Consider the following 22,739-nt stretch of genomic DNA (forward strand, 5'->3'; position numbering starts at 1 on the left):
CTCCACCCCGCCCCCCCACGCCGCCCCCCCGCTCTCCGCCGTGCCGCGGCGCCCCCACCACGTGCCCTGGCCGCTCGCGGTGGTGCTGACCCTGCTCGCGGGCGCGCTGATCGGTGCATGGCAGGGCTACTGGATCGCCTACTTCGAGATCCCGGCGTTCATCGTCACGCTGGCCGGCATGCTCATATTCCGGGCCCTGACCCTGACCGTGCTGGGCAACCAGGGCATCGGTCCGTTCCCCGACCAGGTTCGCACGCTCGCCAACGGCTTCCTGCCCGGCTACTTCGGCAATATCGGCCTGGGCCCGCTCGGCGGCGGGGACACGTTCACTCTGCTCGTCGGCGTGATCGGCGTCGCGGGCATCGTGTTCACCCAGTGGCGGGCCCGCCAGGCCCGCGCGGGGTACGGCCAGAACGTCGGCCCGCTGCCGGTCTTCGTCGTGCGGATGGCACTGGCCGGGTTCGTCGTGATGTTCATCGTCGTGCAGCTCTCGCGGTTCAAGAACCTGCCCGTGGTGCTCATCCTGCTGACCGTCCTGGTCCTGGCGTACACGCTGATCACCACCCGCGCGGTCTTCGGCCGGCACATGTACGCCCTCGGCGGCAACCTCCAGGCCGCCCGGCTGTCGGGCATCAAGACCAAGTCCGTGGTCTTCCTGCTGTTCGTCAACATGGGCGTACTGGCCGCCATCGCCGGCGTCATCTTCGCCGGGCGGCTCAACCAGGCCGGGCCGACCGCCGGCACCAACTTCGAGCTCGACTCGATCGCGGCGGCGTTCATCGGCGGCGCGGCGGTGCAGGGCGGTGTCGGCAAGGTCGTCGGCGCCATCACCGGCGGTCTCATCATGGCCGTGATCAACAACGGCATGTCCCTGCTGGGCGCGCCCAGCGAGCGGGTCATGTTGATCAAGGGTCTGGTGCTGCTCGCCGCCGTCGCGTTCGACGTTTGGGCAAAGCGCCGGGCCGGCACCTCCCGATAATTAAGATCGATTCCATGACCACAGAGCCCGAGGACCGGGGCGACGCGCGACACGCGGCGCGCCCCGGTCTCCGGGACGTGGCAAAGCTCGCCGGGGTGTCGCACCAGACCGTGTCCCGGGTCTTCAAGGATCACCCGAGGGTGAGCACGGAGACCCGGGCCAAGGTCCTGGCGGCCGCCGCCCAGCTGGACTTCCGGCCCAACGCCTTCGCCCGTGCCCTGGCCACCGGCCGGTCGCGCACGCTCGGCGTGGTCAGCTTCGACGCGACCCAGTTCGGGCCCGCGTCGATGATCAGTGAGATCGAGCGCTGCGCGCGCGAGGCCGACTACTTCACCAGCGTCATCACGCTGCAGTCGGCCAGCGAGCGTTCGATCGCCGAGGCGACCGAGCGGCTGCGGGGCCAGGGCGTCGACGGGCTCATCGTGATCCCCGGCCATGCCCCGCTGACCCAGACCATCAAGCACCTGCCGCGGGACCTGCCCGTCGTGGTCATGGAGAGCGAGACGATCGTCCCGGCCGTCGGGGTGGATCAGTACACCGGGCCGAAGGCGGCCACCCGCTACCTCCTCGACCTCGGCCACCGGACCGTGCACCACCTGCCCGGCCCGACGTCGTGGCTGGAGGCGCGCGAGCGCCACCGCGGCTGGCACGACGCGCTGACCGAGGCCGGAGCGCCGGTTCCGCCGACCATCGCCGGCGACTGGAGCGCCGGGTCGGGGTACGAACGGGGCCTGGCGCTGGCGGACGACCCGGAGGTCACGGCGGTGTTCGCGGCCAACGACCAGAACGCCCTGGGCCTGCTGCGCGCCCTGCACGAGGCGGGCCGCAGGGTGCCGGAGGACGTCAGCGTGGTCGGCTTCGACGACATCCCCGAGGCCGCGTACTTCATCCCGCCGCTCACCACGATCCGCCAGGACTTCACCGCGGTCGGACGGTCCAGCGTGAACCTGCTGCTCGAGCAGATCGAGAGCGGTCACCGCAGCGACAACAAGATCATCATTTCTACCGAGCTGGTCAGCCGGAACAGTGCCGGACGGGCACCCGCGTAACCCCGTCCTCTCCCGCGCTCCGCACCAGTGAAAGGACGACCATGTCGGCCCATGCCGTCACCGTGTCCACCGCTCGCACGTCCGTGCGGCTCGCGGACGGACGAGAGCTCATCTACTTCGACGACGCGCCCGGCCAGGACCGTTCCGTGCCCGACCTGCGGGAACTGCCCGCGTACGCGCCCGCCGCGGAGCTGACCTACGACGTGCTGCACGACGAGGAGGTCCTCGTCGCCGCCCACCGGCAGAACCGCACCTACCAGCCGGCGCCCGGCGAGTGCCCGCTGTGCGGCTCCCACAGCGGCCATCTCAGCGAGATCCCGGCCGCCGACTACCACGTGGTGTCGTTCGAGAACCGTTTTCCCTCGCTCGGCGGCCCGGCGGGCGGCCGCTGCGAGGTGCTGTGCTTCACCAGCCACCACGACGGGTCCTTCGCGACCCTGCCGCCGGAGCGGCTGGCCACCGTCGGGCGCGCCTGGGCCGATCGCACGGCGGAGCTCGGGAGGCGTCCTGACGTGGAGTACGTCTTCCTTTTCGAGAACCGCGGCGCGGCGATCGGCGCGACCCTGCCGCACCCGCACGGCCAGATCTACGCCTTCCCGTACGTTCCGCCCACTCCGCGCCGGATGCTCGCCGCCGCGGAGCGGTTCCGTGAGGCGCACGGCCGGTGCCTGATGTGCGACGTGGTCGCCCGCGAGGCCGCCGGGCCGCGCGTCGTGGCCGAGACCGACGGCTTCCTCGCGTACGTGCCCGAGGCCGCCCGCTGGCCGTACGAGGTCTACGTCGCCCCCCGTTTCTGCGTCCCCGACCTGCCGGCCCTCGACGCCGCGCAGCGCGACGAGCTCATGCGTCTGTACGCCGACGTGCTGCGCCGCTTCGACGCCCTCTACGAGCACCCGACGCCGTACATGGCCTGCTGGTACCAGGCCCCGGCACGTACGAAGCGCGACGCGGCGCACCTGTGCGCCCGGATCTACACGCCGCAGCGCACCGCCGACAAGCTGAAGTTCCTCGCCACGAGCGAGACCGGCGGCGGCGCGTACATCAACGACGTGCTCCCCGGCGCCGCCGCCGCCCGCCTCCGCGCGATCTGATCCCGCACCCGTGTCAGAGCCGGTGTGCGTACCGCGGGCCGGCGGCCATGAGGTGCTTGTGCACGGCTCCTCCTCAGAGGCGGCGGATGATGCGCAGGTGACGTGCGTAGTAGCCGTGGCCGTCCAGGATTCCCGCGCCGCCGATGTCGCCGAAGGTCGGTCCGTTCGCTCGCATTCGGGAGGAGACGAATCGGTCGTGTCCCTGCTCTTCGACGCCGAGGAAGAATCCCATGTGGGAGATCCTCGTGTCGTCGTGCAGGGCGAAGAAGACCAGGTCGCCGGGTTGCAGGAGCCCCAGGTCGGTCAGCTGGCGCGGGCGGCTGTCCGCGATCTCGATGCCGGGCGCGGCGGCGGCCATCGCACGTGACAGGCGGCCCAGCCCGTCAGTGTGCGGGTCCCGGTCGCGGAACAGACGTACGCCCATGTCATGGCCGAAGAGGAGCCGGATGTAGCCCGAGCAGTCGACGTCGCGGCTCAGCGTCGTACGCGGCTGCCGGCCGGCCCAGACGACTCCGAGGTAGTCGTTCCAGTCCGCGCCCCGTACGCGATGTACCGAGTCCTCGGCCGGTGGCCCGAACCCCGCGTCGAGCGGTCGGCCCGACAGATAGCGGACGGCGTCGGCGAACAGATCCGGCGACCGGCCGCCTAGCTTGGCCCCGAACCAGGTGCGGAACCACGCCTGCTGCTGCTGACCGAACCTCCACGGGCTGGGCGCGAAGCGCACCCAGGCGTCGGTGCGCACCGCGGCGGAGGTGGTGTCGGGATCGGTGAACGTCCGGGTCCGACCGTGGAAGACGACCGTGGAGGAGCCCTCGGTCAGCTGGGCCACCAGATGGTCATGACGGTCATAGACCGCCGTACGGTCCGGATGGGCCGAGCGGATGTACCGGTAACCGGGCAGGAGCGGCCGCGCGGACTTACTGATCTTGTCGTGCGCCCTGGCGTCGACGATCGAACGGCTCATCACCGGCACCAGCGCTATGATCGCCGGCCCGGCGATGGCCGAGAGGAGGATGACCGGCTTCCTCATGTCAGGGCCACCCCCACGGTGAGCAGGACGCAGGACGCCGCGGCGACCGAGATCAGGGACACGATGGTCGGCAGTGCCCGCTGACTTCTCACCTGGTAGGCGATCAGGCCCGGCACGATCAGGCCGAGAGTGTCGTGGGGGAACAGGCTCGGGTACTTACCCGCGAGGGTCAGGAACGCGTCGACCTCGACCAGGACACCGACCAGGACGGTCGCCGCGAAGAGGCGCTTGCCGTACAGGATGGTGTACTGACTCACCAGCTTCATGATCCCGTACATGCACACCGTGGCGCCGATCCCGATCGGGAGGGTCTGGGGCCGTTCGGTGACGGTGAGCGCGAGCCATCCGGGGACGACCAGCCCGCCCGGGGACAGGTTGGTGGTCAGGTAGCAGATCAGGGAGCCCAGCAGCCCGATGCTGAGAATCACCGCGGACAGGGTGGGGCCGACGTCGAGTCCGACCACGGGGAGAAGGTGCAACGCTGTCTCCTAGCACGCGGGATCCATGCCCAGGGCCGCGAGAAGATGCTCCCCTTGGCCATGGATGTTGCCGATCATGAGCAGGGTCGTGGCGGGGGCGGAGCCGCCGGCCGATGCCCTCCAGCAGGCTCTGCCCGGTGTGGGTGTCACCGCCCAGATCGACCACGAGGGAACGATGGGAGCGGCGATCGCGCGCCGCGCCGACCGTGTCGGCGTTCCGATCAGGTAGACCATCGAGGGGTCGATCCGGGCGAGGATCGCGCCCATCTGGGCATTGCGCTCCATGCGGTCCGGCCGGCAGTTGATGACCAGGTGAACGTCACGGCCGGCCAGGTTCAACAGTTCGATGTTCATCAGCGTCGAGGTCGGATCGTTGGCGGCGAACAGGTTCACGGCCTGCAACCCCGTCGCGCCGAACCACCGGCGTTCCACGCGCAGGACTCCGGGGTCCGGCGGCGCGGCGTACATCCCCCCGCAGGGCCTGCTGGCGGGGGATTCCGGCGTGGGCCGCGACCGCCAGGGCCAGGGCGACGTTCTCCTTGAAGGTCACCCAGCCGAATCCCGCCATCTCGGCGTCGGTGACGTCGTCCGGGTTCACCGGGACGAGCGTGCAGTTCCGCTTCCGGGCCTCGTCGGCGAGGACGTCGAAGTATGCGCGTTCCGTGGTGAAGCAGACGCCGCCGTCCGGCATGGAACATGACAACGAGCGAGCGATGTCCTCCAGGGATACGGTCAACACGATTGTCGTCTGCCGTTGTACAAGAGGCACGAACCAGCCAGACACACCAGCATCACTTGTGACACGGGGCCGAAGATCAAAAAGGTTCACCCGGCCGCGGACCGGCTCCCCTCAGGGCAGGTCAGCCGCAGACTGCGCGGGCCTGGGCCGCGGCGACGTGAGTGAAGGTCTTCTTCGTGTCCGTCCAGTCCTTCCCGGTGTTCGCCAGGCGGACGTAGAAGGGGCCGTCGGCCGTGAAGGCCGCGCTGCTGACCCATCGTCCCCGGGACCGAGGCTGGTCGATACCGAAGGAGAGGAGCTTCGCGTCGTCTTTCTTCCGCCGGACCGTGTAGAGGGCGGGGCTCCCGCCGACGAACACCTCGTCGCCGTCGTTCGGAATGAAGATGGCCACCGTGCACTGACGTCCCGACTTGGGATCGAACGCCCATTGGGCGTACAGCTTCGGGTCGGCCTTCTTCGCGTCGCCGGACATCGGAAGCGCGTCGAACTTCCCGTCGCACCCCGCTCCCGAGAAGCCGCCCGAACCGCTCAGCCACCCCGCCTTGCCGTCCTTGTAGAAACCGACACGCTTGTAGGCGCCACCTCCACAGCCCGGCCCGGTGGTGCTCGGGGGGAGGGGAGGCGCGGCCGGGTGCGTGCCGGCCCCTGACGGCTTGCGGCTGCCCCGTCCGGTCAGGTGCGTCACCACGGGAGCCGCGATCAGCGCCGCCAGTACGGTCACACTGGCGATGCCGAGAAGGACGGGCCGCATCATCGAACGGCGAGACGCTCCCTGCGAGGGAGGGGCCTCGGGCGGCGGAGGCCGCACGTCAGTGCCCGCGTCCTCCGCGTACATGGAGGACGCCCAGATGATGGCGGGCGGGTAGGACTCGGCGACGGGATCGTCGGCCGTGTCCGGCGGAACCGGCTCCGATCGCTGCTTCATCCGGTAGGCGTCCCACTCGGAGTAACGGTCAGGCATGGCACCTGTCCTTGCTCACTACGTTCCGACGGCATCTGTCAACAGTGAGCATCTTCCATCTCCTGGCATCGCCAAACGAGCAATCCGCGCCCTAATTCGGCGAGGGCGGTACTTCCGCCCCGCGCCGAGCCGCGCGAACGCACCGGCCGGCGTCGGTGCCCGTGGTGTACAGCAGGGTGTGGCGGCGGTACGCCGTCCGGGACCCGACATCGCGGGGGAGCGGTCGCGTGAGCGCGGGCAGGAACGTCCGCTCCGCCCACGATGGCTGGGAGCGGCTACCCGGTCATGCGGGTCCGCGTCCTGGTCCGTCGAAACCATCGGCGGAGGCGTTCACCGTGCCTGCGCCACCAGGCGGAAAGCCAGGTCAGCTGGAATCCCAGGATAATGGAAACGACCACGACCGCTTCCGCCGCCGCACCTGTGGATTCGGTGACAAGAAAGGTATGAATCGAATCAGCGATCAACCTGACATAAGTCGGGATGGTAATGGCGCCGACGACAAGCATGCAAACGCTCGTGCCGAGGACGAGCAGTACGGCATAGCAGCGAACGGCTACTCGCTCATGTCTGGGAAGTCGCAGTATGGCGGGACTCGCCGATTCGCCGCGTCGCCGGGTGAGGCGGTGGGCGACGTCACGAACGTAAGCGGATCCATCCGCGTAGAGGTTCCGGCATCTCGCCAGATCCTGGAGTATGAAATACACGTCCGTTCGCATGAAGACGAGAAACTGCAGGGGGATCATCGACGAGACCATCAGTACGATGATCGGCAGAACCGATGGGGCGTCGACACCCATTACCCGCAATGTCTTGATGGCAAGAATGGCGAGTGACGCTATCGTCAGATCGATCGCCATCCCCGCGCCGTAGACGGTGAACCGGTGTCTCCGTGGCGCCGTCCAGATTCCGCTGACATCGGTCTGGGCGACGAGGAACTGCAGCCGGGTCCCCAGTCTTATGCGCGCCGGAACATCGGCGGCCCGTGCCGTGGCCAGGTGGCCGATCTCATGGACGAGAATAAGAGCCCACATGACAAGGGCCTGGCTGAGCAGATTCAGGCTTTGATGATCGGTCCAGAACAGCTCCCGATAACTCGGAAACACGCCCGGATCCCAGGCGATCACCCCGAGAGAGACGATCACCACTGTGGCCATCAGCGCGGCCGGGACCGGGCTGAGGGTCCAGCGGACGTGACGCGGTCGTAGCCAGGGGAGGGAGGGTTCCTGAAGAGGGGACTGCGCGACATCGCGATCGTCCACCGCAGCCACGAAGCCGAGGTCGATCAACTGATTCACGAAAGCGACCACGTCGACGGGCTGATCACTGCGTGACTCGAGTTCTCGCCGGATGTCGTCGAGCGGTCGCCCGTCCTGGATTTTCTCGATGACCCGCATGCCCATCTGCGGGATGGCGACGAAGGTCCCGGTCTCGGCCCGGCCGACGATCCACTCCTGCCCGTCCTGGCGAAAGCGGAGGGAGTGCAGGCGAATCGCCGAGTCGTCCTTGGCGAGAGGAGACGCCGGCCGAGTCATCCTAGGTCGTCCCGCAGGCGGGGCAGCCGGGCTGGCGAGGGTGAGAAACGAGTACGGGGTCGGTCAGCGCGACGAGGTTCATGCCGTAGACACGTCCGGCCGGCAGGACCGGGGCCCCCGTGAGAAGGGAGATGGCCGCGTGTGTCATGAGGAGGCCCGTCATCCCGGCCGACGCCGCTGTCACCGGATGCCCAGGTCTCTGCGTACCGAAGGACGGCTCGTCTTCCGGTCTGAAGATCGACATTTCCGGTCGGCGCGCCTCTGCGAGGTTCAGGCACTCCCAGCAGGCGCCGTCGCCCGGTTTGAAGACGCCCACCGTCAGTAGTGCGCCGTGATATCCACCGCCGACCCAGGGAACGTTCTTGGCCAGACAGGCACGGTTGGCCCAGGTGCGAATACTCTCCGGCCGGTCGGCGGCCAGGACGAGCACGTCGCAGTCCTCCGCCAGAGCCTCCAGATCGGCCTGGCCGCGCACGGTGCGTCGCTCGCCTGTGATCTTGATATCGGAGTTCAACCGACCCAATCGGGCGACCGCGGCATCCACCTTCGGTTTGCCGAGGTCGTCCTCGTCGTAGAGAACCTGCCGGTTGAGGTTCGACAACTCCACGACGTCGGAGTCGACGCAGTGCAGATGCCCCACTCCGCTCGCGGCCAGACCTTGCGCCGCCGCGCCTCCGGCGCCACCGACGCCGACCACCACCACGCGCGCGTCACGGAGCATCAACTGCACGTCCCAGGAACCCTCCCTGGGCAGCGTGTCCACCCACCGGAAGTAGGCGTGACCGCGGCTGTAGCGCTCCCGTTCGCGCGGGGAGAGCGTCTCAGGTTCCAGGCTGCTCGCGTCTTCGAGATGTCCGGCGTTGAACAAGGACTCGATCGCGTCAGTGATCTGCGGCGCCGTGACCTGTGTTCGCTCACCCGAGGACATCACCTCGACGATCTCCGGGATGGTGCGAGAGCCGTTCATGGCCTCAAGGAGTTCCCAGATTCGGCCTGAGGGATCCGCGATCTCCGCGGCTATCCCGAAGAGTCCGCTTCCCAGCCGTATACGGCCGTCCGTGGTTCTGTACGGCTGGTGTTCGGGCTTTATTCGAGGGTGGTGGGGCAACGAACGGCCCCGGTCCTCGTCTGTCTGCATCAAGGATTACGCGCCAGATCTGTCGAGCGGATGACTCGATGAGAAGCCCTGGTGGTCGAACATCGAGCGTCCGGAGGTTTTCGAAGTCACGGGCCGCGACAATTGCCGTCGCGACCCGTAATCTGCCTACTTGTACGTCACATTTCGGTAGCGCAGAAACTTGTCGTCTCGATCTGGTCCAGCTTGCGGATTTCGATGTCCATCCTGATCCATTCCCTTTAGGCCGACGGTCCATGGCGTTTCGGCGTCATTGCAGTTGACCGTGGCGTCGGCAGGCCTTCGATTCGGCTGATCATGGGTGATCGTAGACGGGCCCCGGAGCCCTTGGCAATACCACCGTCACGGAGCGTTGTGACCTTAGGTCGCCGACATTGAATTATCTGTCCCCGGCCTCTCGCGTGGGCGAATCATTGCTGGTAGGTCGCTGGAAACGATCAATCGGAAATCAGTCGGCCAGGCCATTCGGGCGAACGGTATATCCACTAATTCACCATATTTCCGAGCGGAAATATATGATACATTACGGCTTCTGTGTTTGCTGAAAAATGTCATCCGGGCAGCTGGGAGTGGTGGAGGCCGGTGCGAACCCCCATTGGGAGACTTCGCCGTCATTCCAGACTGTGCAAATAGCAAGAGATGATCTCCTCGTGCAGCGCCTCGCCGAGCAGCGTGGGGATCAGGTCGGCGCCGTCATCGGAGCGCTCCACGTACCCGTGCCCGAGCATCGCCTCAATGGCGCCCGCGAACGGTTCGTCGTTCAGCAGGTTCACGCCGAACTGGTCGGCGTAGCGCTGGAGCGACATCGGCTGGTTGGCCTTGAAGTTGAACGCCAGCGTCGCCGCGACCGCGCGGACACCGGTGATGCGCCGGCCGAAGCTGATCGGGAGCGAGTCCTCGGTGCTCATGTGGTTGGCGTACTGGCCGATGTTGCCGAGGTTGTGGATCTGGACGAGTCCGTGCTCGTCGCCGGAGTTGACCCACCCGTACGCGCCGGGGCCGAAGGCGACCATCGAGTCGTAACGTTCCCACTTGCTCTTGGACAGGTGCGGCAGGCCCTCGTCGTACGTGCCGGGCGCGCTCCACCAGCACGCGGGCGCCGGCCAGTACTCACGGCCCAGCAGGACGTCGACTCCGGCCATGCGCATCCGGTAGGTGTCCTCGAGCGAGGGGAAGGCGCCCTCCGCGATGAGGCGCTGCCGGACGTTCTCGTTGTTCCACACCGCGCGGTTCCCGATCGCGAGGGCCTGCCGGTCGTTGTTGCGCAGGCGGTACATCGTGACGGTCGGAACGCCCAGGTCGATGAGCCGCTCGATGTCGGCGCTGAACGACTCGGCGGACTGCCGCGGCTGGCCGTAGATCATGTCGACGTTGAACGGGCGGCCCGTCTCGCCGAGGTTGCCGATGGCGGCGACGGTCAGCTCCGAGGAGTGACCGCGGTTGGCGAACTCGTTCACCTCGTCCTGGAGCGACTGGACGCCCATGCTGAAGCGGTTGGCGCCCAGGTCCATGGCGAGCCGGACGTTGTCCGCCCCGAAGTTGTCCGGGTTGCCCTCCATCGTGATCTCGCAGTCGGTGCTGAGCGGGTAGTTGTCACGGATATGGGCGAACAGGCGGTTCGCGGCCTCGGGGACGTTGAGGAGAAGTGCGGCGGTGCCGCCGCCGAGATAGACCGACTCGACGCGCGCCTGTCGAAGCCATTCACATCGCCGTAGGTATCGGTTCGACTCCTCGATCAGTAGATCGGTCCACTGCGTCAGCGCGTTGGTCTCGTCACCTTCGGGAATCAGCCGCTTGACGAAGTTGCAGTAATGGCAGATGTAACTGCACAGCGGCACGTGGAAGTAGAGGTGCAGGGCCTCCTGCTCGCAGGTGAAGCCCTGCAGGCTGGCCTCGGCCTGCCCGGGATCGAGCTCGCTTCCCGCCGTGTAGGTGACGTTGTAGTTGTAGTCGTCGCGATCGACGCGCAGCTGAGGGTCGTTGGCCAGCAGCTCAAGGATGTCGGGGGAGCGGGTGGGTGTCATGAGATGTTCCGGCCCCTTCTAGCGGATGTGAATCACCGAAAGTGAAGAGAACGTCCGCCACGAGAAATAGATCAGGTGATTACTTTCAGGCCCGAGCATCTCTCACTGCTACCCGGTCAAAATTCATTCATACGCGTAATTCAAAATTGAATATTGTACGATGCGATTATGTATGATCACCCGGCGCTGCAGGTCCTGTGTCCCCGGTTGTGTCGGTTCGTGGCGGTAGCCCGGGAGGAACACGTCACCCGCGCCGCTACGCGGTTGCGGACACCGCAGCCCACCCTCAGCCGGGCGATGACCCGGCTGGAGTCCGATCTCGGCGTCCCGCTGTTCGATCGGAACGCCCACCAGCTCCGCCTCACCGGTCCCGGCCGCGCTCTCCTCGCGTACGCCGAGCGTGCCCTGTCCGAGCTGGAGGGCGGCCTCACCCAGCTCGTCGACGACGAGTCGGTCGGCGGTGAGATCACACTCGCGTTCCTTCCGACGCTGGGCGCCCGCCTCGTCCCCTTCGCGCTGCGGGCGTTCCTGACCGTCCACCCCCAGGTGCGGTTCCGGCTGCTGCAGGGCGGATCGGACCTGGTCCTGGAGAAGCTGCGGCTCGGCGAGGCCGACCTCGGCCTGGTCTCGCCGCCGCCCGACGCCCCTGACGTCGCCATCCGCGGGATCTACCGGGAGGAGCTCGTGCTGACCGTGCCGGCCGCGCATCCGCTGGGCGCCCGCTCGGAGGTACGCCTCGCCGAGGCCGCAGGTTGTGAGTTCGTCGGGTTCGCCGACGGGAGCGGGCTGCGCCGGATCACCGAACGGCTCTGCCGGGGCGAGGGGTTCGAACCCCGTCTGGCCTTCGAGGGCGAGACGGCCGAGACCGTACGCGGCCTGGTCGCGGCGGGTCTGGGCCTGGCGCTGCTACCGCCGGCTCCGCTGCCGAGAACCGACGTCCGCGAGCTCCGTGTGATCGACCCACGTGCCGAACGCGAGATCGGCCTCGCCTGGACGCGGGACGTGCGGTCACCCGCGGTGACCGCCTTCCGCGACTTCCTCGTCGACCGGACGCCCGGCCGCCCCGAAGACCGCGGTGGCCCCCACGAGACCGCCTTACCGGGTTTCGACGCGCGGTCCCGCTGATCGGTCAGCGGTGGCCTCGTCGAAGCCTTGGGTCAGCCAGATGCCGCGCCACATCGCCGGGTCAGAGGGCAGGCCGAGCTCGATCAGCGCCGGGCCGTCGGCCGACTCGGCCTTGGCCAGCACGTTCTTCAGCAGGTGGGCGCCATCCTCCACCGCGTCCGGGCGCATCTCCACCGACCAGGCCGCCGCGCCGATCGCCTCGGCCACGCGCCGGTAGCCGAAACCCGGCACGTTGCCGAGATAGTCGCGTCCGCCCGGCCGGGCGCCGCCGCTCACGGCCGCCTGCTTCTCCAGCGAGACCGAGCGGCCGTTGTTGCACACGATGACGAGGATCCGGGCCTGTTCCTGGACCGCCGAGACCAGGCCCTGGAAGGCGTTCGTGAACCCCTGGTCGCCGAGCGTGCACAGCACGCGCAGCGAGGGGTCGCCGATCGCGAGGCCGATCGCCGTCGCCAGCCCGCCGCCGACGAAGCCGCCGTGGTCGCCGTACACGCGCAGGCCCGGCGGCAGGAGCTCGTAGCGTTCGGCGAGCAGCCCGCCGAACATCTGGCTGTCGTCGACGAGAGCGGGCGCGTCCCAGCCGCTCAGCGTCTGGCCGATGGCGCCGACGATCGCCGTGCGCAGCCGCTCGACGGCCTCGTCCGCGGGTTCGGGTGTCGTGCGGGCCGCGGCCTCGCCGGGAGGGGCGAACCAGCGTCCGGTACGCCCGGCGAGCCCATCCGCGAGCGAACGCAGCGTCGTGGCGACCTCGCCTTCGAGGAGCATGTCGCCGCCGCCGAGGTACTCGTTCTTGCGCACCTTCCCGCCGTCGCTGGTGATCGCGACCTTCCGGCAGGGAGGGACGACGCCGACCACGCGCCGGTAGATGTTGCGGTCCTCGAGGGTGACGAACAGGTCGCAGTCGGACAGCAGGGCGCGGTGCGCCTCGCTGAACGGGTTGAACCAGCCGAGGAAGTTGCCGACCTCCTCCACGCGCAGGCGCTCGAACAGCATCGGGCCGCGCCGGTAGCGCAGCTGGAGGACGGGCGCGCCGAGCAGATCGGTCAGCCTCGCGAGGGCCTCCCGCAGGTCAGTGTGGGCGAGGGCGAAGTCGTCGAGGAGGAACAGCGGGCGGGCCGCGCCGGCCATCAGCTCCGTGGCACGCGTGAGGTCGGAGGCCGCCGCGACCGGCGGCGCGGGAGGACACCAGGGCCGGGCGAGCTCCGCGGCCGGGATCCAGCGCGTCTCGGCGACGTCCTGCGGGATGCCGAAGATCGAGGGCCGGGTGGGCGGGCGTGCCGAGCTGCCCAGCGCGTCGCGGAACCGGCGGACGAACTCCTCCGCCGCGCGAGCCCGGGCCGGAGCGTCGCCGGGGATCGCCGGCGCCTCCCAGGACCACTGCGCGAAGGTGCCCATCGAGGCGATGAGGTCCGGCTCGGCGTGGGGCGGCAGGAAGCGCGCCGACCGGGTGGAGGCGAGACCCACGATGACGAGGGTGCCGGTCTCGTTGCGGTGGGCGTCGGCGAGGGCGCCGGCCGCGTTGGTCAGGCCGCGGGCACCGTGCACGATCGCCACGCCGCGGTTGGCGCGCGGCAGGGACGTGCCGGCCGCCATGAAGACGCACTCCTTGTCGCCGCGGGCGTTGACGAGACGGAGCCGGCCGGCCGCCTCGACCGCGTCGCACAGCGCGAGTTCGGAGGTGCCGGCATAGGCGAAAACGGTCTCGGCGTCGTGTTCGGCGAGGAGAAGCGCGACGGTCTCGGCACCGGTCAGGACCGTGTCTTCCGCCAATCCGGAAATGCCGCTGTGAACTGCGTCGTTGCGTCGATGCGGCTGAGACGATGACATTTCTCATCCCTCACAAAGTGCGGTTCGTCCCCCCGGTCAGTGTATATCGGCGTCCCTTACCCCACTTTTCGGGCGATTGACGCTCGTACGAAATGCGGGTATGGGATAGCGGTATGGACGGTCTGGTCTGTTCCCATCGCGGCCCCTTCACGTACGCGGACGTCGACGGGCGGATCGAGGAGCGGCCGGGAAACGGCGGGCTCGTCAACGCGGTCTCGGGGCTGCTGCGCGGCGGCGACAGGCTCGCGTGGCTCGCGTGCGCGCTCTCCGACCTCGACCGTGAGGTGGCCCGCGGACGCCGTCCGGCCGGCGACGGCCGGGTCGGCGCGCGGCTGCTCGACATCCCCGCCGAGACGCACCGGCTCTTCTACGACGAGGCGTGCGTCACCGGCCTCGGCTTCCTCTTCCACGGCCTCGTCGACCAGGCCCACACCCCGACCTTCGACGCGCGGCTCGACCGCGCCTGGGCGGCGTACCGGGAGGTGAACCGCGCCTACGCGCGTGAGGTGGCGAAGACGGCCGTGGCGGGACCGGTGTTCGTCGAGGACTACCACCTGATGTTCGTCGCCGACGCGCTGCGCGAGATCGGGTTCTCTCCTCCCGGGCCGACGGTGTACTTCCACCACGTGCCCTGGTGCGCGCCGGCCTACTTCGCGCTGCTGCCGCGCGCGGCGCGTACCGAGGTCCTGTCGCGGCTGCTGGCCTTCGACGCCCTCGGCTTCCACGCGCGGATGTGGGCGGACGCCTTCGTGGCCTGCTGCGAGGCCTTCCTGCCCGGCGCCGAGTGCGAACCCGGCCGGGTCCGCTGGCGCGACCGGGAGACGCCGATCGTCGTCGCCCCGGCCCAGGTCGACGTGCCGCACCTGCGCCAGGTCATGGCGGGCGACGCGGCGGAGCGCTGGCGCGACCGGCTGACCCGGCTCGCCGCGGGGAGGCGTGTCATCGTCCGCGCCGACCGGGTCGACCTGTGGAAGAACGTCATCCGCGGGTTCGCGGCGTTCGAGCGGCTGGTCCTGGACGGGGGCGCGCCCGACACCGTCTTCGTCGCGCTGCTCGTCCGGTCGCGGACCCACCTCCCGGAGTACCGCAGATACCTGGCGGCGTGCCGGCGGGAGGCCGGGCGCGTCAACGAGCGGCTGGACCCGTACGGGCCCGGCCCGATCCACCTGCTGGTCGCCGGCGGGAGCGAGCACGCCCGTGCGCTGGCCGGGCTGGGCATGGCCGACGTCGCGCTCGTCAACTCCACCAGCGACGGCCTCAACCTGGTCGCCAAGGAGACCGCGATCGCCGGAGAGGGGCGTACGCGCCTCGTGCTCAGCGAGACGACCGGCGCGCACGAGCAGCTCGGCGCGTGGGCCCACACCGTGCACCCGTTCGACATCGGGCAGACCGCCGGCGCGCTGGCGGCGGCGCTCGCCGAGGACGGCGCCCCCGGTCTGCGTGACGCGGTGCTCGATGACTCACCGGAGTCGTGGATACGCCGCCGGCTGGCTCCCGTTTCTTCGGCCTGACAATGGGCACCAAAGATCAGAACCATTATCGGATCAGCACATTGGGGTCAGCATGGAGCGTTCCCGTGGCCGCTCGGCGATCGCCGGACCGGAACAGCTCGCCGACCACGCCTCCACCGACGAACTCACGCGACTGGCCGACGAGGATCTGAGACTCGCGCTGTTCATCCGCCATTTCGAGCGCAAACTCCTCGACCTGTTCGAAGAGGGCAGGATCAACGGCACGACGCATACCTGTATCGGCCAGGAATACATTCCGGTCGCCCTGCGCCCCCTGCTCGACCTGAGCGACTTCGTCTTCAGCAACCATCGCGGGCACGGCCACTACCTCGCCCGCTACAAGGATCCCCACGGCCTGCTCGCCGAGATCATGGGCCGCCGCGGCGGAGTGTGCGACGGTGTCGGCGGCAGCCAGCACATCCTCCGCGACCGCTACCTGTCGACGGGAGTGCAGGGGCAGAGCCTGCCGGTCGCGACCGGGGTCGCGCTCGCGCTGAAGCGGTCGGCGCCCGGCTCCCTGGCCTGTGCCTACGTGGGCGACGGCACGTGGGGTGAGGGGTCGACGTACGAGGCGCTCAACATGGCACGGCTCTGGCGTCTGCCCCTGGTCGTCGTGGTGGAGAACAACGGCATCGCGCAGACCACCGCCACCGAGACCCAGATGGCCGGGACGATCGCGGGCCGCTGCAGGGCGTTCGAGGTCTGGCACCACCACATCGCGTTCGCCGACATCAACCTGATCCGCGAGGAGCTCGACCCGCTCATCCGCCGGGTCCGCGACTCGCTGCTGCCCCTGGTGATCGAGTTCGAGACCGAGCGGGTCGGCCCGCACAGCAAGGGCGACGACACGCGCCCGGCGCTCGCCCTCGAACACGTACGCGAACGTGACTGGTGCGGACGCTACGCGCGGGAGTTCCCCGACCAGTTCGCACGCTGGGACGGCGAGGTGCGGGCGCGCGTCGACGTGATCGCCGAAGAGGTCGCCGCCCTGCCGCCCGCGAGGCCCGAATGAGAGTTTCGGAGAACCTCAACCGGGCGCTGCACGATCTGCTCGCGGACAACCCGGGCCTGCACCTGCTCGGCGAGGACATCGCCGACCCGTACGGCGGCGCGTTCAATGTCACCAAGGGGCTCACCACGCGCTTCCCGGACCGCGTGATGCCGACGCCGCTGAGCGAGGCCGGCATCGTCGGCGTCGCGGCCGGCCTCGCGCTGGCCGGCGACGGTGCCGTCGTCGAGATCATGTTCGGTGACTTCGTCGCCCTCGCCTTCGACCAGATCGTCAACTTCGCGAGCAAGTCGGTGTCGATGTACGGGCGGCGGGTCCCGATGCCGCTGCTGGTGCGCTGCCCGATGGGAGGGGGCCGCGCGTACGGCCCGACGCACAGCCAGAGCCTGCAGAAGCACTTCGTCGGCGTCCCGGGGCTCACGCTGCACGAGATGTCGCCCTTCCACGACAACGGGCCGCTGCTGCGCGAGATCCTCGCCGGGGGCGAGCCGACGATGTTCTTCGAGGACAAGCGTCTCTACACCCGGCAGATGTTCGCCGACGGCACGGTGGACGACCTGTTCTCCTACGACTTTCCCGTACCGGGTACGGCGCGGGCCTTCGCCGGCGAGATGGGGTCCGCCGACTGCGTGGTGATCGCGCCGGGAGGCGTCGCGCACCAGGCGCTGAGCGCGGCGCGCAGGCTGCTGGTCGAGCGCGAAGTCTCGTGCGAGGTGCTCGTGCCCTCGCGGCTCTACCCGTTCGACGTCGTGCCGCTGCTGCCGCTGCTCAAGGGGGCCGGCCTGGTCTGCGTGGCAGAGGAGAGCACGGCGGGCGGCACGTGGGGGAGTGAGATCTCCCAGCTCGTCCACCAGGAGCTGTGGGACGACCTGCGCCGGCCGGTGCTGCTCGTCCACTCCAAGGACAGCGTCATCCCCGCGTCGGCGCACCTGGAGAAGGACGTCCTCATCCAGGACGACACGATCTTCGACGCGCTGGTGGAGGCACTCGATGGCTGAGATCCGGGTCCCCAAGCTGAACAACAACGACCAGGAGTACACCCTCACCGAGTGGCTGGCCGGCGACGAGGAGCCGATCGAGCCGGGCACCGCGGTCGTCGCGCTGGAGACCTCCAAGGCCGCCGAGGAGATCGGCTGCGACGAGGGCGGCGTGCTCTGGCACGGCATGAAGGAGGGCGCCCTGTGCGAGCCCGGCGCGGTGATCGGCTGGGTGGTGCCGCCGGGCACGCCGCGTACTGAGGAACACGCCGTCGCGCGGCCCGGCGGCGGGCAGGACAGCGACCAGGTCGTCACCGAGCCCGCGCGCAGGCGCATGGAGGAGCTGGGCGTCGACCCGGCACGGGTACGCGAGCTGGACCGCACCCTCGTACGCGCCGCCGACGTCGAACGCCTCGCGGAGACCGGTGACCAGGGCGAGAGGGGCGGCCCGGCCGGCGTCCACACGGTGCCCGCGGTACAGGCGGCGGTCGGGCGCATGGTCGGCCGTTCCCACCGGGAGATCCCGGCCGCCTACACCGTGATGAAGATCGACGTCGGCGCCGCGCAGGAGGCGGCCGCGCGACTGGGCCGGCGGCTGCGCAAGCCGGTGGGGCTGCCGGAGTTCCTCATCGCCGCCGTCGCGCCGCTCCACGCGAGGTTCCCGCTGTTCTTCGCCGCGCCCGCCGACGACCGCTCGGCCCGGCTGCCGGACGACGCGCACGTCGGCGTCACCGTCGACCGGGGCGACGGCCTGTACGTCCCGGTCATCAAGAACGCCTCCACCCGCACCCTGGAGGAGATCGTCGAGGCGCTGCGGGAGTTCCGTGCGAGCGCGGCGAAGGGCGCGTTCCGCGAGCAGGACCTCACGGGCGGGAACATCAGCGTCGCGCTGCACCACAACCCCGGCGTCGTGCTGGCGATCCCGTTCGTCTTCCCGGGCCAGACCTGCTGCCTGGCGCTCGCGAGCGCGCAGAGCGAGGTCGCCCTGGACGACGACGGCCGGGTCACGGCGCGTACGGTCGCCAACCTCGGCCTCGCCTACGACCACCGGTTCGTCAACGGCGGCCAGGCGGTGGCGTTCCTGGAGGCGGTCAAGGAGTCCCTGGAGGCGCCGAGCTGACCCGGCCGCCCTGGTCGGTGTAGGCCGACCACAGCGCGGCGTACACGCCTCCGGCGCCGGCCAGTTCGTCGTGGGTGCCGACCTCGGCGACGCGGCCCTCGTCGAGCACGACGATACGGTCGGCCCGTGCGGCGGTGGTGAGCCGGTGCGCGACGACCAGCGTCGTACGCCGCGTGGTCAGCTCCGCGGTCGCACGCGTGACGGCGGCCTCCGAGGCGAGGTCGAGTGCCGCCGTCGCCTCGTCGAGCAGCAGGATGTCGGGGTCGACGAGGCGCGCGCGGGCGAGGGCCAGCAGCTGGCGTTCGCCGGCCGACAGCGTCCGCCCGCGCGGTCCGACCGCGTGCAGGTAGCCGGCCGGCAGCCCCGCGATCATCTCGTGCGCGCCGACGGCGCGGGCCGCGGCCTCCACGGCGGCGTCGTCGGCGTCCGGCCGCCCGTACGCGATGGTGTCGCGCACCGAGCCGGGAACGAGGTAGGACTCCTGCGGCACGATGCCGAGCCGCCGCCGGTAGGCGGGGATGTCGTAGGAGCGCACGTCCACACCGTCGACGAGCACGGCGCCCTCGGTCACGTCGTAGAACCGCGCGACGAGCTTGACCAGCGTGGACTTGCCCGCACCCGTACGGCCGACGAGCGCCACCGTCTCACCGGGCTCCACCGTCAGGTCGACGCCGCGGATCGATTCTGGCAGGTCCGGCCCGTACCGGAAGCGGACGCCGCGCAGCTCGATCCGGCCGCGCAGGCGCCCGACCTCGAGCGGATGTTCCGGCGGGGGCGGCGACACCGGGACGCGCAGGAAGCCGCCGACCTCGCGCACCCCGACGGTGGCCTGCTGGTAGGCGTCCAGCACCTCCGACAGCTGCTGCACGGGCCAGAAGAGCATCTCGATGTAGAGCAGGTACGCGATCAGCGCGCCGGCCGACATCGCGCCGCTGCGTACCTGGCCCGCGGCGACGAGCAGGACGAGCGCGCCCGAGACCGTCGACAGCAGCTGCACGAACGGGAAGTAGAGCGCGCTGTAGAGCTGGGCGCGCATCCGCGAGACGCGGTAGGCGTCGCTGCGGCGGGCGAACCGCGCCTTCCGCTGGCCCTCGCGGCGGTACGCCTGCGTGACGCGCAGGCCCGCGACGTTCTCCTGCAGGTCGGCGTTGACGTCGCCGGTCTTCTCCCCGGAGTCCTGGTACGCGCGGCCGGACTTGGCGCGGTACAGCAGCGTGGCCACCGCGAGCGCCGGCATGACGGTGAGCACCAGCAGCCCCAGCCGCCAGTCGATGACGAGCAGGCCGACCATGATCCCGGCGAAGGACAGCAGCGAGTTGACCATGGCGACCAGACCGGTGCGCAGGAACACCGACAGCGCGTCGATGTAGATCGTCATCAGGGTCGAGATCCGGCCCGACGACTCGCTCTCGTAGTAGTTCAGCCCGAGCCGCTGCAGGTGGGCGAACACCCGCACGCGCAGGACGTGGACGAGCCGCTCTCCGTTGCGTCCCACGATGGCCGTGCCGGCGACGTTGACGCCCCAGTCGGCGGCGACGATCGCGACGCCGACGGCCGACAGGACGGCCAGTTTCTGGAACCCCGAGGCCAGCACCCCGCGGTCGATGCCGTCACGGGTCAGGATCGGCAGCGTCAGCCCGGCCGCCACATCGAGGATGTCGAGGACCAGTGCGACGGCGAGCGCGCCGAGGATCGGCGGCAACAGCCGGCGGAGCCGGAAGCCGGGCTCGGGCGTGCGCGCCGCCTCGCGGTCGATCGCGGGCCGGTCGCGCGGCGGCAGCGTCTCAGGGGTGTCGGACGGCCGCTCCTCCGCGTCCCACAGGTCCGGGGTGGCCCGCGCCACGGCGGGCTCGGTCCCGGTGCCCTCCGCGTCGTCACCGGGCCCGGACAGCAGGCGCCGGTACAGCGCGCACCGGGCGGACAGCTCCTCATGGGTGCCCGTGTCCAGGACGCGGCCCTCGTCGAGCACGGCGATCCGGTCCGCGAGCCGGAGCGTCGAGCGCCGGTGCGCGATGAGCAGCGTCGTACGGCCCTCCAGCACGCGCCGCAGGGTGGCGTTGATCACCGCCTCGACGCCGGGGTCGACGGCGGACGTCGCGTCGTCCAGCAGCAGGATCCGGGGGTCGGCGAGGATCGCGCGGGCCAGTGCGACCCGCTGCCGCTGGCCGCCGGACAGCGTCAGGCCCTCCTCGGCGACGACCGTGTCATAGCCCTGGGGGAGGCGGCGGATGAAGCCGTCGGCCTCGGCCGCCTTCGCCGCCGCGACGACCTCGGCGTCGGACGCGCCGGGCCGGCCGAAGGCGATGTTGGCGCGCACGGTGTCGGAGAACAGGAAGGCGTCCTCCAGGACCGGCCCGATCGCGGCCCGCAGCGAGCCGCGCGTCAGGTCGCGGACGTCGTGGCCGTTCACCCGGACCGCGCCGGCCTGCACGTCGTAGAACCTCGGCAACAGCATCGAGATCGTGGACTTGCCCGACCCGGAGGTGCCCACGATCGCGACGGTCTCGCCGGGCGCCACGCGCAGGCTCAGCCCGTCGAGCACCGGGTGGGCGGGGTCATAGCCGAACCGTACGCCGTCGAACTCGACGGCGGCGGGACCGCCCGGCAGCGTGACGGCGCCGGGCCGGTCGGCCACGACCGGGCGCGCGTCGATCACCTCGAAGACGCGCAGCGCGCTGGCCGCCGCCTGCTGGACGAGCGTGACCTGCCCGGCGAGGAAGCGTACCGGCGCGACCATCTGCAGCAGGTACAGCGAGAACGCCAGGAAGGTGCCCAGGCTGATCGAGCCGTGGATCGCGAGCCACCCGCCGAGCGCGAGCACGCCGATCTGGCCGAAGAGCGGGACCGCGCGCAGGGCCGGATCGTAGCGGGCGGTCAGGTTCACGGTGCGCACCCGCGCGGCGTACAGCCGCTCGCTGGCCCGCTCGAACCGGTCGAGCTCCTGCTCCTCCTGGCCGAACCCCTTGACCACCCGTACGCCGGTGACCGCGCCGTCCAGGACGGAGGCGACGTCGGCGGCCAGCTCCTGCGCCCGCCAGGTGGCGGGGAACAGGCGCCGCCGCGACGCGAGCGCGATCACGAGCAGCAGCGGGCCGGTCAGGGCCGCGACGAGCGTGAGCAGGGGCGACAGGACGGCCATGATCACTAATGAGAAGGTGAACACGGCGACGTTCCCGAGCATCGTCGGCATCCAGATCAGCGCCGCGATGATGTTCCTGATGTCGGAGATCGCCCGCGCGATGACCTGCCCGCGGTCCAGCTCGTCCTGGCGGGTGCCGTCGAGGCGCGAGAGCGACTCGAACATCTCCACGCGCAGGTCGTGCTGCACGTTCATGGCGAGGCGCCCGCTGACGTAGTTGAGCAGGAACGACCCGGCGAACGTCAGCAGCGCGGCGCCGACGAGCACCAGCACGTACGGGCCGATGGGGTGCCGGTGGGACAGGATCGCCCCGTCGATGATCCGGCGTTGCACCAGCGGGATGAGCAGCGACATCGCCGCGGCCGTCAGCGCGCCGCCGGTCGCGACGTACAGGTGCCGCCGGTGCCGGCGGCAGTACCGGCCCACGCGGCGCAGCGGCGCCCCGCCGCGGGTCATCCCGGCTCGTGGCACGAGTGCGCGAACTCCTCGATCGCGGCCGTGATGGCGGGCACGGTCGGCGTGTCGTAGAAGACGGAGAGAGGCACCTCGACCCGCAGCTCCTCGCGGACGCGGATCGCCATCCGCGTGATGGCGAGCGAGTGCCCGCCGAGGTCGAAGAGGTTGTCGCGCAGGCGTACCGCGTCGACGTGCAGGACCTCCCGCCAGATGTCGGCGATCGTCGCCGCGATCCCTCCGCACACGGCGGGTCCGGGCGAGTCCTCGTCCTCTCCGCGGGTCGCGTGCGGCAGGGCGTCGCGGTCGACGGTCCCGTCGGCGGCGTGCGGCATCCGGTCGACGGTGACGTACACGTCGGGCGGCCGGCCTCCCGGCCGCGCCGCCGCCATGTGGCAGCACAGCCGATTCAGATCGCCGGCGGACGCTTCGGGGACGACATAGGCGACCACCTGCTCGTCCATCTCGTCCCGGTGGAGGACGACCGCCGCCTCGCGGACGCCGGGGTGCGCGGCCAGCGCCGCCTCGGTCTCCTCACGTTCGAGGGAGTCGCTCACGC

18 protein-coding genes are annotated in these 22,739 nt (G+C 70.1%); 8 read left to right on the forward strand and 10 right to left on the reverse strand.

All coding sequences use genetic code 11. The annotated features are described in order from the left end of the window. The 3 genes from QWU11_RS38120 to galT form a co-directional block, all read left to right on the forward strand. A partial coding sequence (locus tag QWU11_RS38120; protein ID WP_290119404.1) for a sugar ABC transporter permease occupies positions 1-979 on the forward strand: 979 nt, incomplete at its 5' end. Positions 980-993: 14 nt separating this feature from the next. Next, positions 994-2,028 (forward strand): LacI family DNA-binding transcriptional regulator, encoded by a 1,035-nt coding sequence (locus tag QWU11_RS38125; RefSeq protein ID WP_290119405.1) that lies wholly within the window; start codon positions 994-996, stop codon positions 2,026-2,028. A gap of 41 nt (positions 2,029-2,069) precedes the next feature. Beyond that, the gene (galT, locus tag QWU11_RS38130) at positions 2,070-3,119 is read left to right on the forward strand and encodes a galactose-1-phosphate uridylyltransferase (protein ID WP_290119406.1); all 1,050 of its coding nucleotides are present in this window, start codon (positions 2,070-2,072) and stop codon (positions 3,117-3,119) included. A 73-nt stretch (positions 3,120-3,192) separates the two neighbouring features. Here galT and QWU11_RS38135 read toward each other — a convergent pair whose 3' ends face one another. The 7 genes from QWU11_RS38135 to QWU11_RS38165 all read right to left on the reverse strand — a co-directional run bounded on the left by QWU11_RS38135 (position 3,193) and on the right by QWU11_RS38165 (position 11,019). Next, positions 3,193-4,149 (reverse strand): NlpC/P60 family protein, encoded by a 957-nt coding sequence (locus QWU11_RS38135; protein ID WP_290119407.1) that lies wholly within the window; start codon positions 4,147-4,149, stop codon positions 3,193-3,195. Continuing rightward, a complete protein-coding gene (locus tag QWU11_RS38140) occupies positions 4,146-4,628 on the reverse strand; it encodes a poly-gamma-glutamate biosynthesis protein PgsC/CapC (protein WP_290119408.1) in 483 nt (160 codons plus the stop codon). Before QWU11_RS38140 ends, QWU11_RS38135 begins: the two co-directional genes overlap by 4 nt. 9 nt (positions 4,629-4,637) lie before the next feature. Continuing rightward, positions 4,638-5,096, reverse strand: coding sequence for a hypothetical protein (locus tag QWU11_RS38145; RefSeq protein WP_290119409.1), 459 nt, complete (start codon positions 5,094-5,096; stop codon positions 4,638-4,640). A gap of 392 nt (positions 5,097-5,488) precedes the next feature. Continuing rightward, a complete protein-coding gene (locus tag QWU11_RS38150; protein ID WP_290119410.1) occupies positions 5,489-6,328 on the reverse strand; it encodes a hypothetical protein in 840 nt (279 codons plus the stop codon). A 275-nt stretch (positions 6,329-6,603) separates the two neighbouring features. Beyond that, positions 6,604-7,860: a hypothetical protein gene (locus tag QWU11_RS38155; RefSeq protein ID WP_290119411.1), complete on the reverse strand. Its 1,257-nt coding sequence runs from the start codon at positions 7,858-7,860 to the stop codon at positions 6,604-6,606. A gap of 1 nt (position 7,861) precedes the next feature. Beyond that, positions 7,862-8,788, reverse strand: a complete 927-nt coding sequence (locus QWU11_RS38160) for a ThiF family adenylyltransferase (protein WP_290119412.1) — start codon at positions 8,786-8,788, stop codon at positions 7,862-7,864. Between the two features lie 818 nt (positions 8,789-9,606). Further along, a complete protein-coding gene (locus tag QWU11_RS38165; protein ID WP_290119413.1) occupies positions 9,607-11,019 on the reverse strand; it encodes a radical SAM protein in 1,413 nt (470 codons plus the stop codon). A 168-nt stretch (positions 11,020-11,187) separates the two neighbouring features. Between QWU11_RS38165 and QWU11_RS38170 the strand changes: the two genes are divergently transcribed. Beyond that, positions 11,188-12,144 (forward strand): LysR family transcriptional regulator, encoded by a 957-nt coding sequence (locus QWU11_RS38170; protein ID WP_290119414.1) that lies wholly within the window; start codon positions 11,188-11,190, stop codon positions 12,142-12,144. On the opposite strand, the gene QWU11_RS38175 is transcribed toward QWU11_RS38170, so the two are convergent. Beyond that, positions 12,115-13,914, reverse strand: coding sequence for a thiamine pyrophosphate-binding protein (locus QWU11_RS38175; protein WP_290119415.1), 1,800 nt, complete (start codon positions 13,912-13,914; stop codon positions 12,115-12,117). The two genes, QWU11_RS38170 and QWU11_RS38175, sit on opposite strands and share 30 nt — an antisense overlap. A 170-nt stretch (positions 13,915-14,084) precedes the next feature. On the opposite strand from QWU11_RS38175, the gene QWU11_RS38180 reads away from it, so the two are divergent. Genes QWU11_RS38180 through QWU11_RS38195 form a run of 4 tightly spaced genes read left to right on the forward strand, consistent with a single transcriptional unit; the run spans position 14,085 to position 18,588 of the window. After that, positions 14,085-15,482, forward strand: a complete 1,398-nt coding sequence (locus QWU11_RS38180; RefSeq protein WP_290119416.1) for a trehalose-6-phosphate synthase — start codon at positions 14,085-14,087, stop codon at positions 15,480-15,482. Positions 15,483-15,534: 52 nt separating this feature from the next. Continuing rightward, entirely contained in the window at positions 15,535-16,494 is a 960-nt protein-coding gene (locus tag QWU11_RS38185) for a thiamine pyrophosphate-dependent dehydrogenase E1 component subunit alpha (protein ID WP_290119417.1), read from the forward strand. Beyond that, complete coding sequence (locus tag QWU11_RS38190; RefSeq protein WP_290119418.1) at positions 16,491-17,489, forward strand: transketolase C-terminal domain-containing protein; 999 nt, start codon at positions 16,491-16,493, stop codon at positions 17,487-17,489. Before QWU11_RS38185 ends, QWU11_RS38190 begins: the two co-directional genes overlap by 4 nt. Further along, complete coding sequence (locus QWU11_RS38195) at positions 17,482-18,588, forward strand: 2-oxo acid dehydrogenase subunit E2 (RefSeq protein ID WP_290119419.1); 1,107 nt, start codon at positions 17,482-17,484, stop codon at positions 18,586-18,588. Before QWU11_RS38190 ends, QWU11_RS38195 begins: the two co-directional genes overlap by 8 nt. Here the strand turns inward: QWU11_RS38195 and QWU11_RS38200 are convergent. Both QWU11_RS38200 and QWU11_RS38205 read right to left on the reverse strand, forming a co-directional pair. Continuing rightward, entirely contained in the window at positions 18,560-22,198 is a 3,639-nt protein-coding gene (locus QWU11_RS38200) for an ABC transporter ATP-binding protein (RefSeq protein ID WP_290119420.1), read from the reverse strand. The genes QWU11_RS38195 and QWU11_RS38200 overlap by 29 nt on opposite strands. After that, positions 22,180-22,737: a phosphopantetheine-binding protein gene (locus QWU11_RS38205; protein WP_290119421.1), complete on the reverse strand. Its 558-nt coding sequence runs from the start codon at positions 22,735-22,737 to the stop codon at positions 22,180-22,182. Before QWU11_RS38205 ends, QWU11_RS38200 begins: the two co-directional genes overlap by 19 nt. Positions 22,738-22,739: the final 2 nt, after the last annotated feature.

It is taken from the genome of Actinomadura sp. DC4 (assembly GCF_030406325.1).
Taxonomy (GTDB): Bacteria; Actinomycetota; Actinomycetes; order Streptosporangiales; family Streptosporangiaceae; genus Actinoallomurus.

What these genes read in the sequence shown, in the direction of transcription:
- QWU11_RS38150 (WP_290119410.1), bottom strand. Translation starts at nt 6,328, where the DNA reads ATGCCTGACCGTTACTCCGAGTGGGACGCCTACCGGATGAAGCAGCGA.
- QWU11_RS38185 (WP_290119417.1), top strand. Translation starts at nt 15,535, where the DNA reads ATGGAGCGTTCCCGTGGCCGCTCGGCGATCGCCGGACCGGAACAGCTC.
- QWU11_RS38180 (WP_290119416.1), top strand. Translation starts at nt 14,085, where the DNA reads ATGGACGGTCTGGTCTGTTCCCATCGCGGCCCCTTCACGTACGCGGAC.
- QWU11_RS38135 (WP_290119407.1), bottom strand. Translation starts at nt 4,149, where the DNA reads ATGAGGAAGCCGGTCATCCTCCTCTCGGCCATCGCCGGGCCGGCGATC.
- QWU11_RS38160 (WP_290119412.1), bottom strand. Translation starts at nt 8,788, where the DNA reads ATGTCCTCGGGTGAGCGAACACAGGTCACGGCGCCGCAGATCACTGAC.
- QWU11_RS38190 (WP_290119418.1), top strand. Translation starts at nt 16,491, where the DNA reads ATGAGAGTTTCGGAGAACCTCAACCGGGCGCTGCACGATCTGCTCGCG.
- QWU11_RS38195 (WP_290119419.1), top strand. Translation starts at nt 17,482, where the DNA reads ATGGCTGAGATCCGGGTCCCCAAGCTGAACAACAACGACCAGGAGTAC.
- galT (WP_290119406.1), top strand. Translation starts at nt 2,070, where the DNA reads ATGTCGGCCCATGCCGTCACCGTGTCCACCGCTCGCACGTCCGTGCGG.
- QWU11_RS38170 (WP_290119414.1), top strand. Translation starts at nt 11,188, where the DNA reads ATGTATGATCACCCGGCGCTGCAGGTCCTGTGTCCCCGGTTGTGTCGG.
- QWU11_RS38155 (WP_290119411.1), bottom strand. Translation starts at nt 7,860, where the DNA reads ATGACTCGGCCGGCGTCTCCTCTCGCCAAGGACGACTCGGCGATTCGC.
- QWU11_RS38165 (WP_290119413.1), bottom strand. Translation starts at nt 11,019, where the DNA reads ATGACACCCACCCGCTCCCCCGACATCCTTGAGCTGCTGGCCAACGAC.
- QWU11_RS38145 (WP_290119409.1), bottom strand. Translation starts at nt 5,096, where the DNA reads ATGTACGCCGCGCCGCCGGACCCCGGAGTCCTGCGCGTGGAACGCCGG.
- QWU11_RS38125 (WP_290119405.1), top strand. Translation starts at nt 994, where the DNA reads ATGACCACAGAGCCCGAGGACCGGGGCGACGCGCGACACGCGGCGCGC.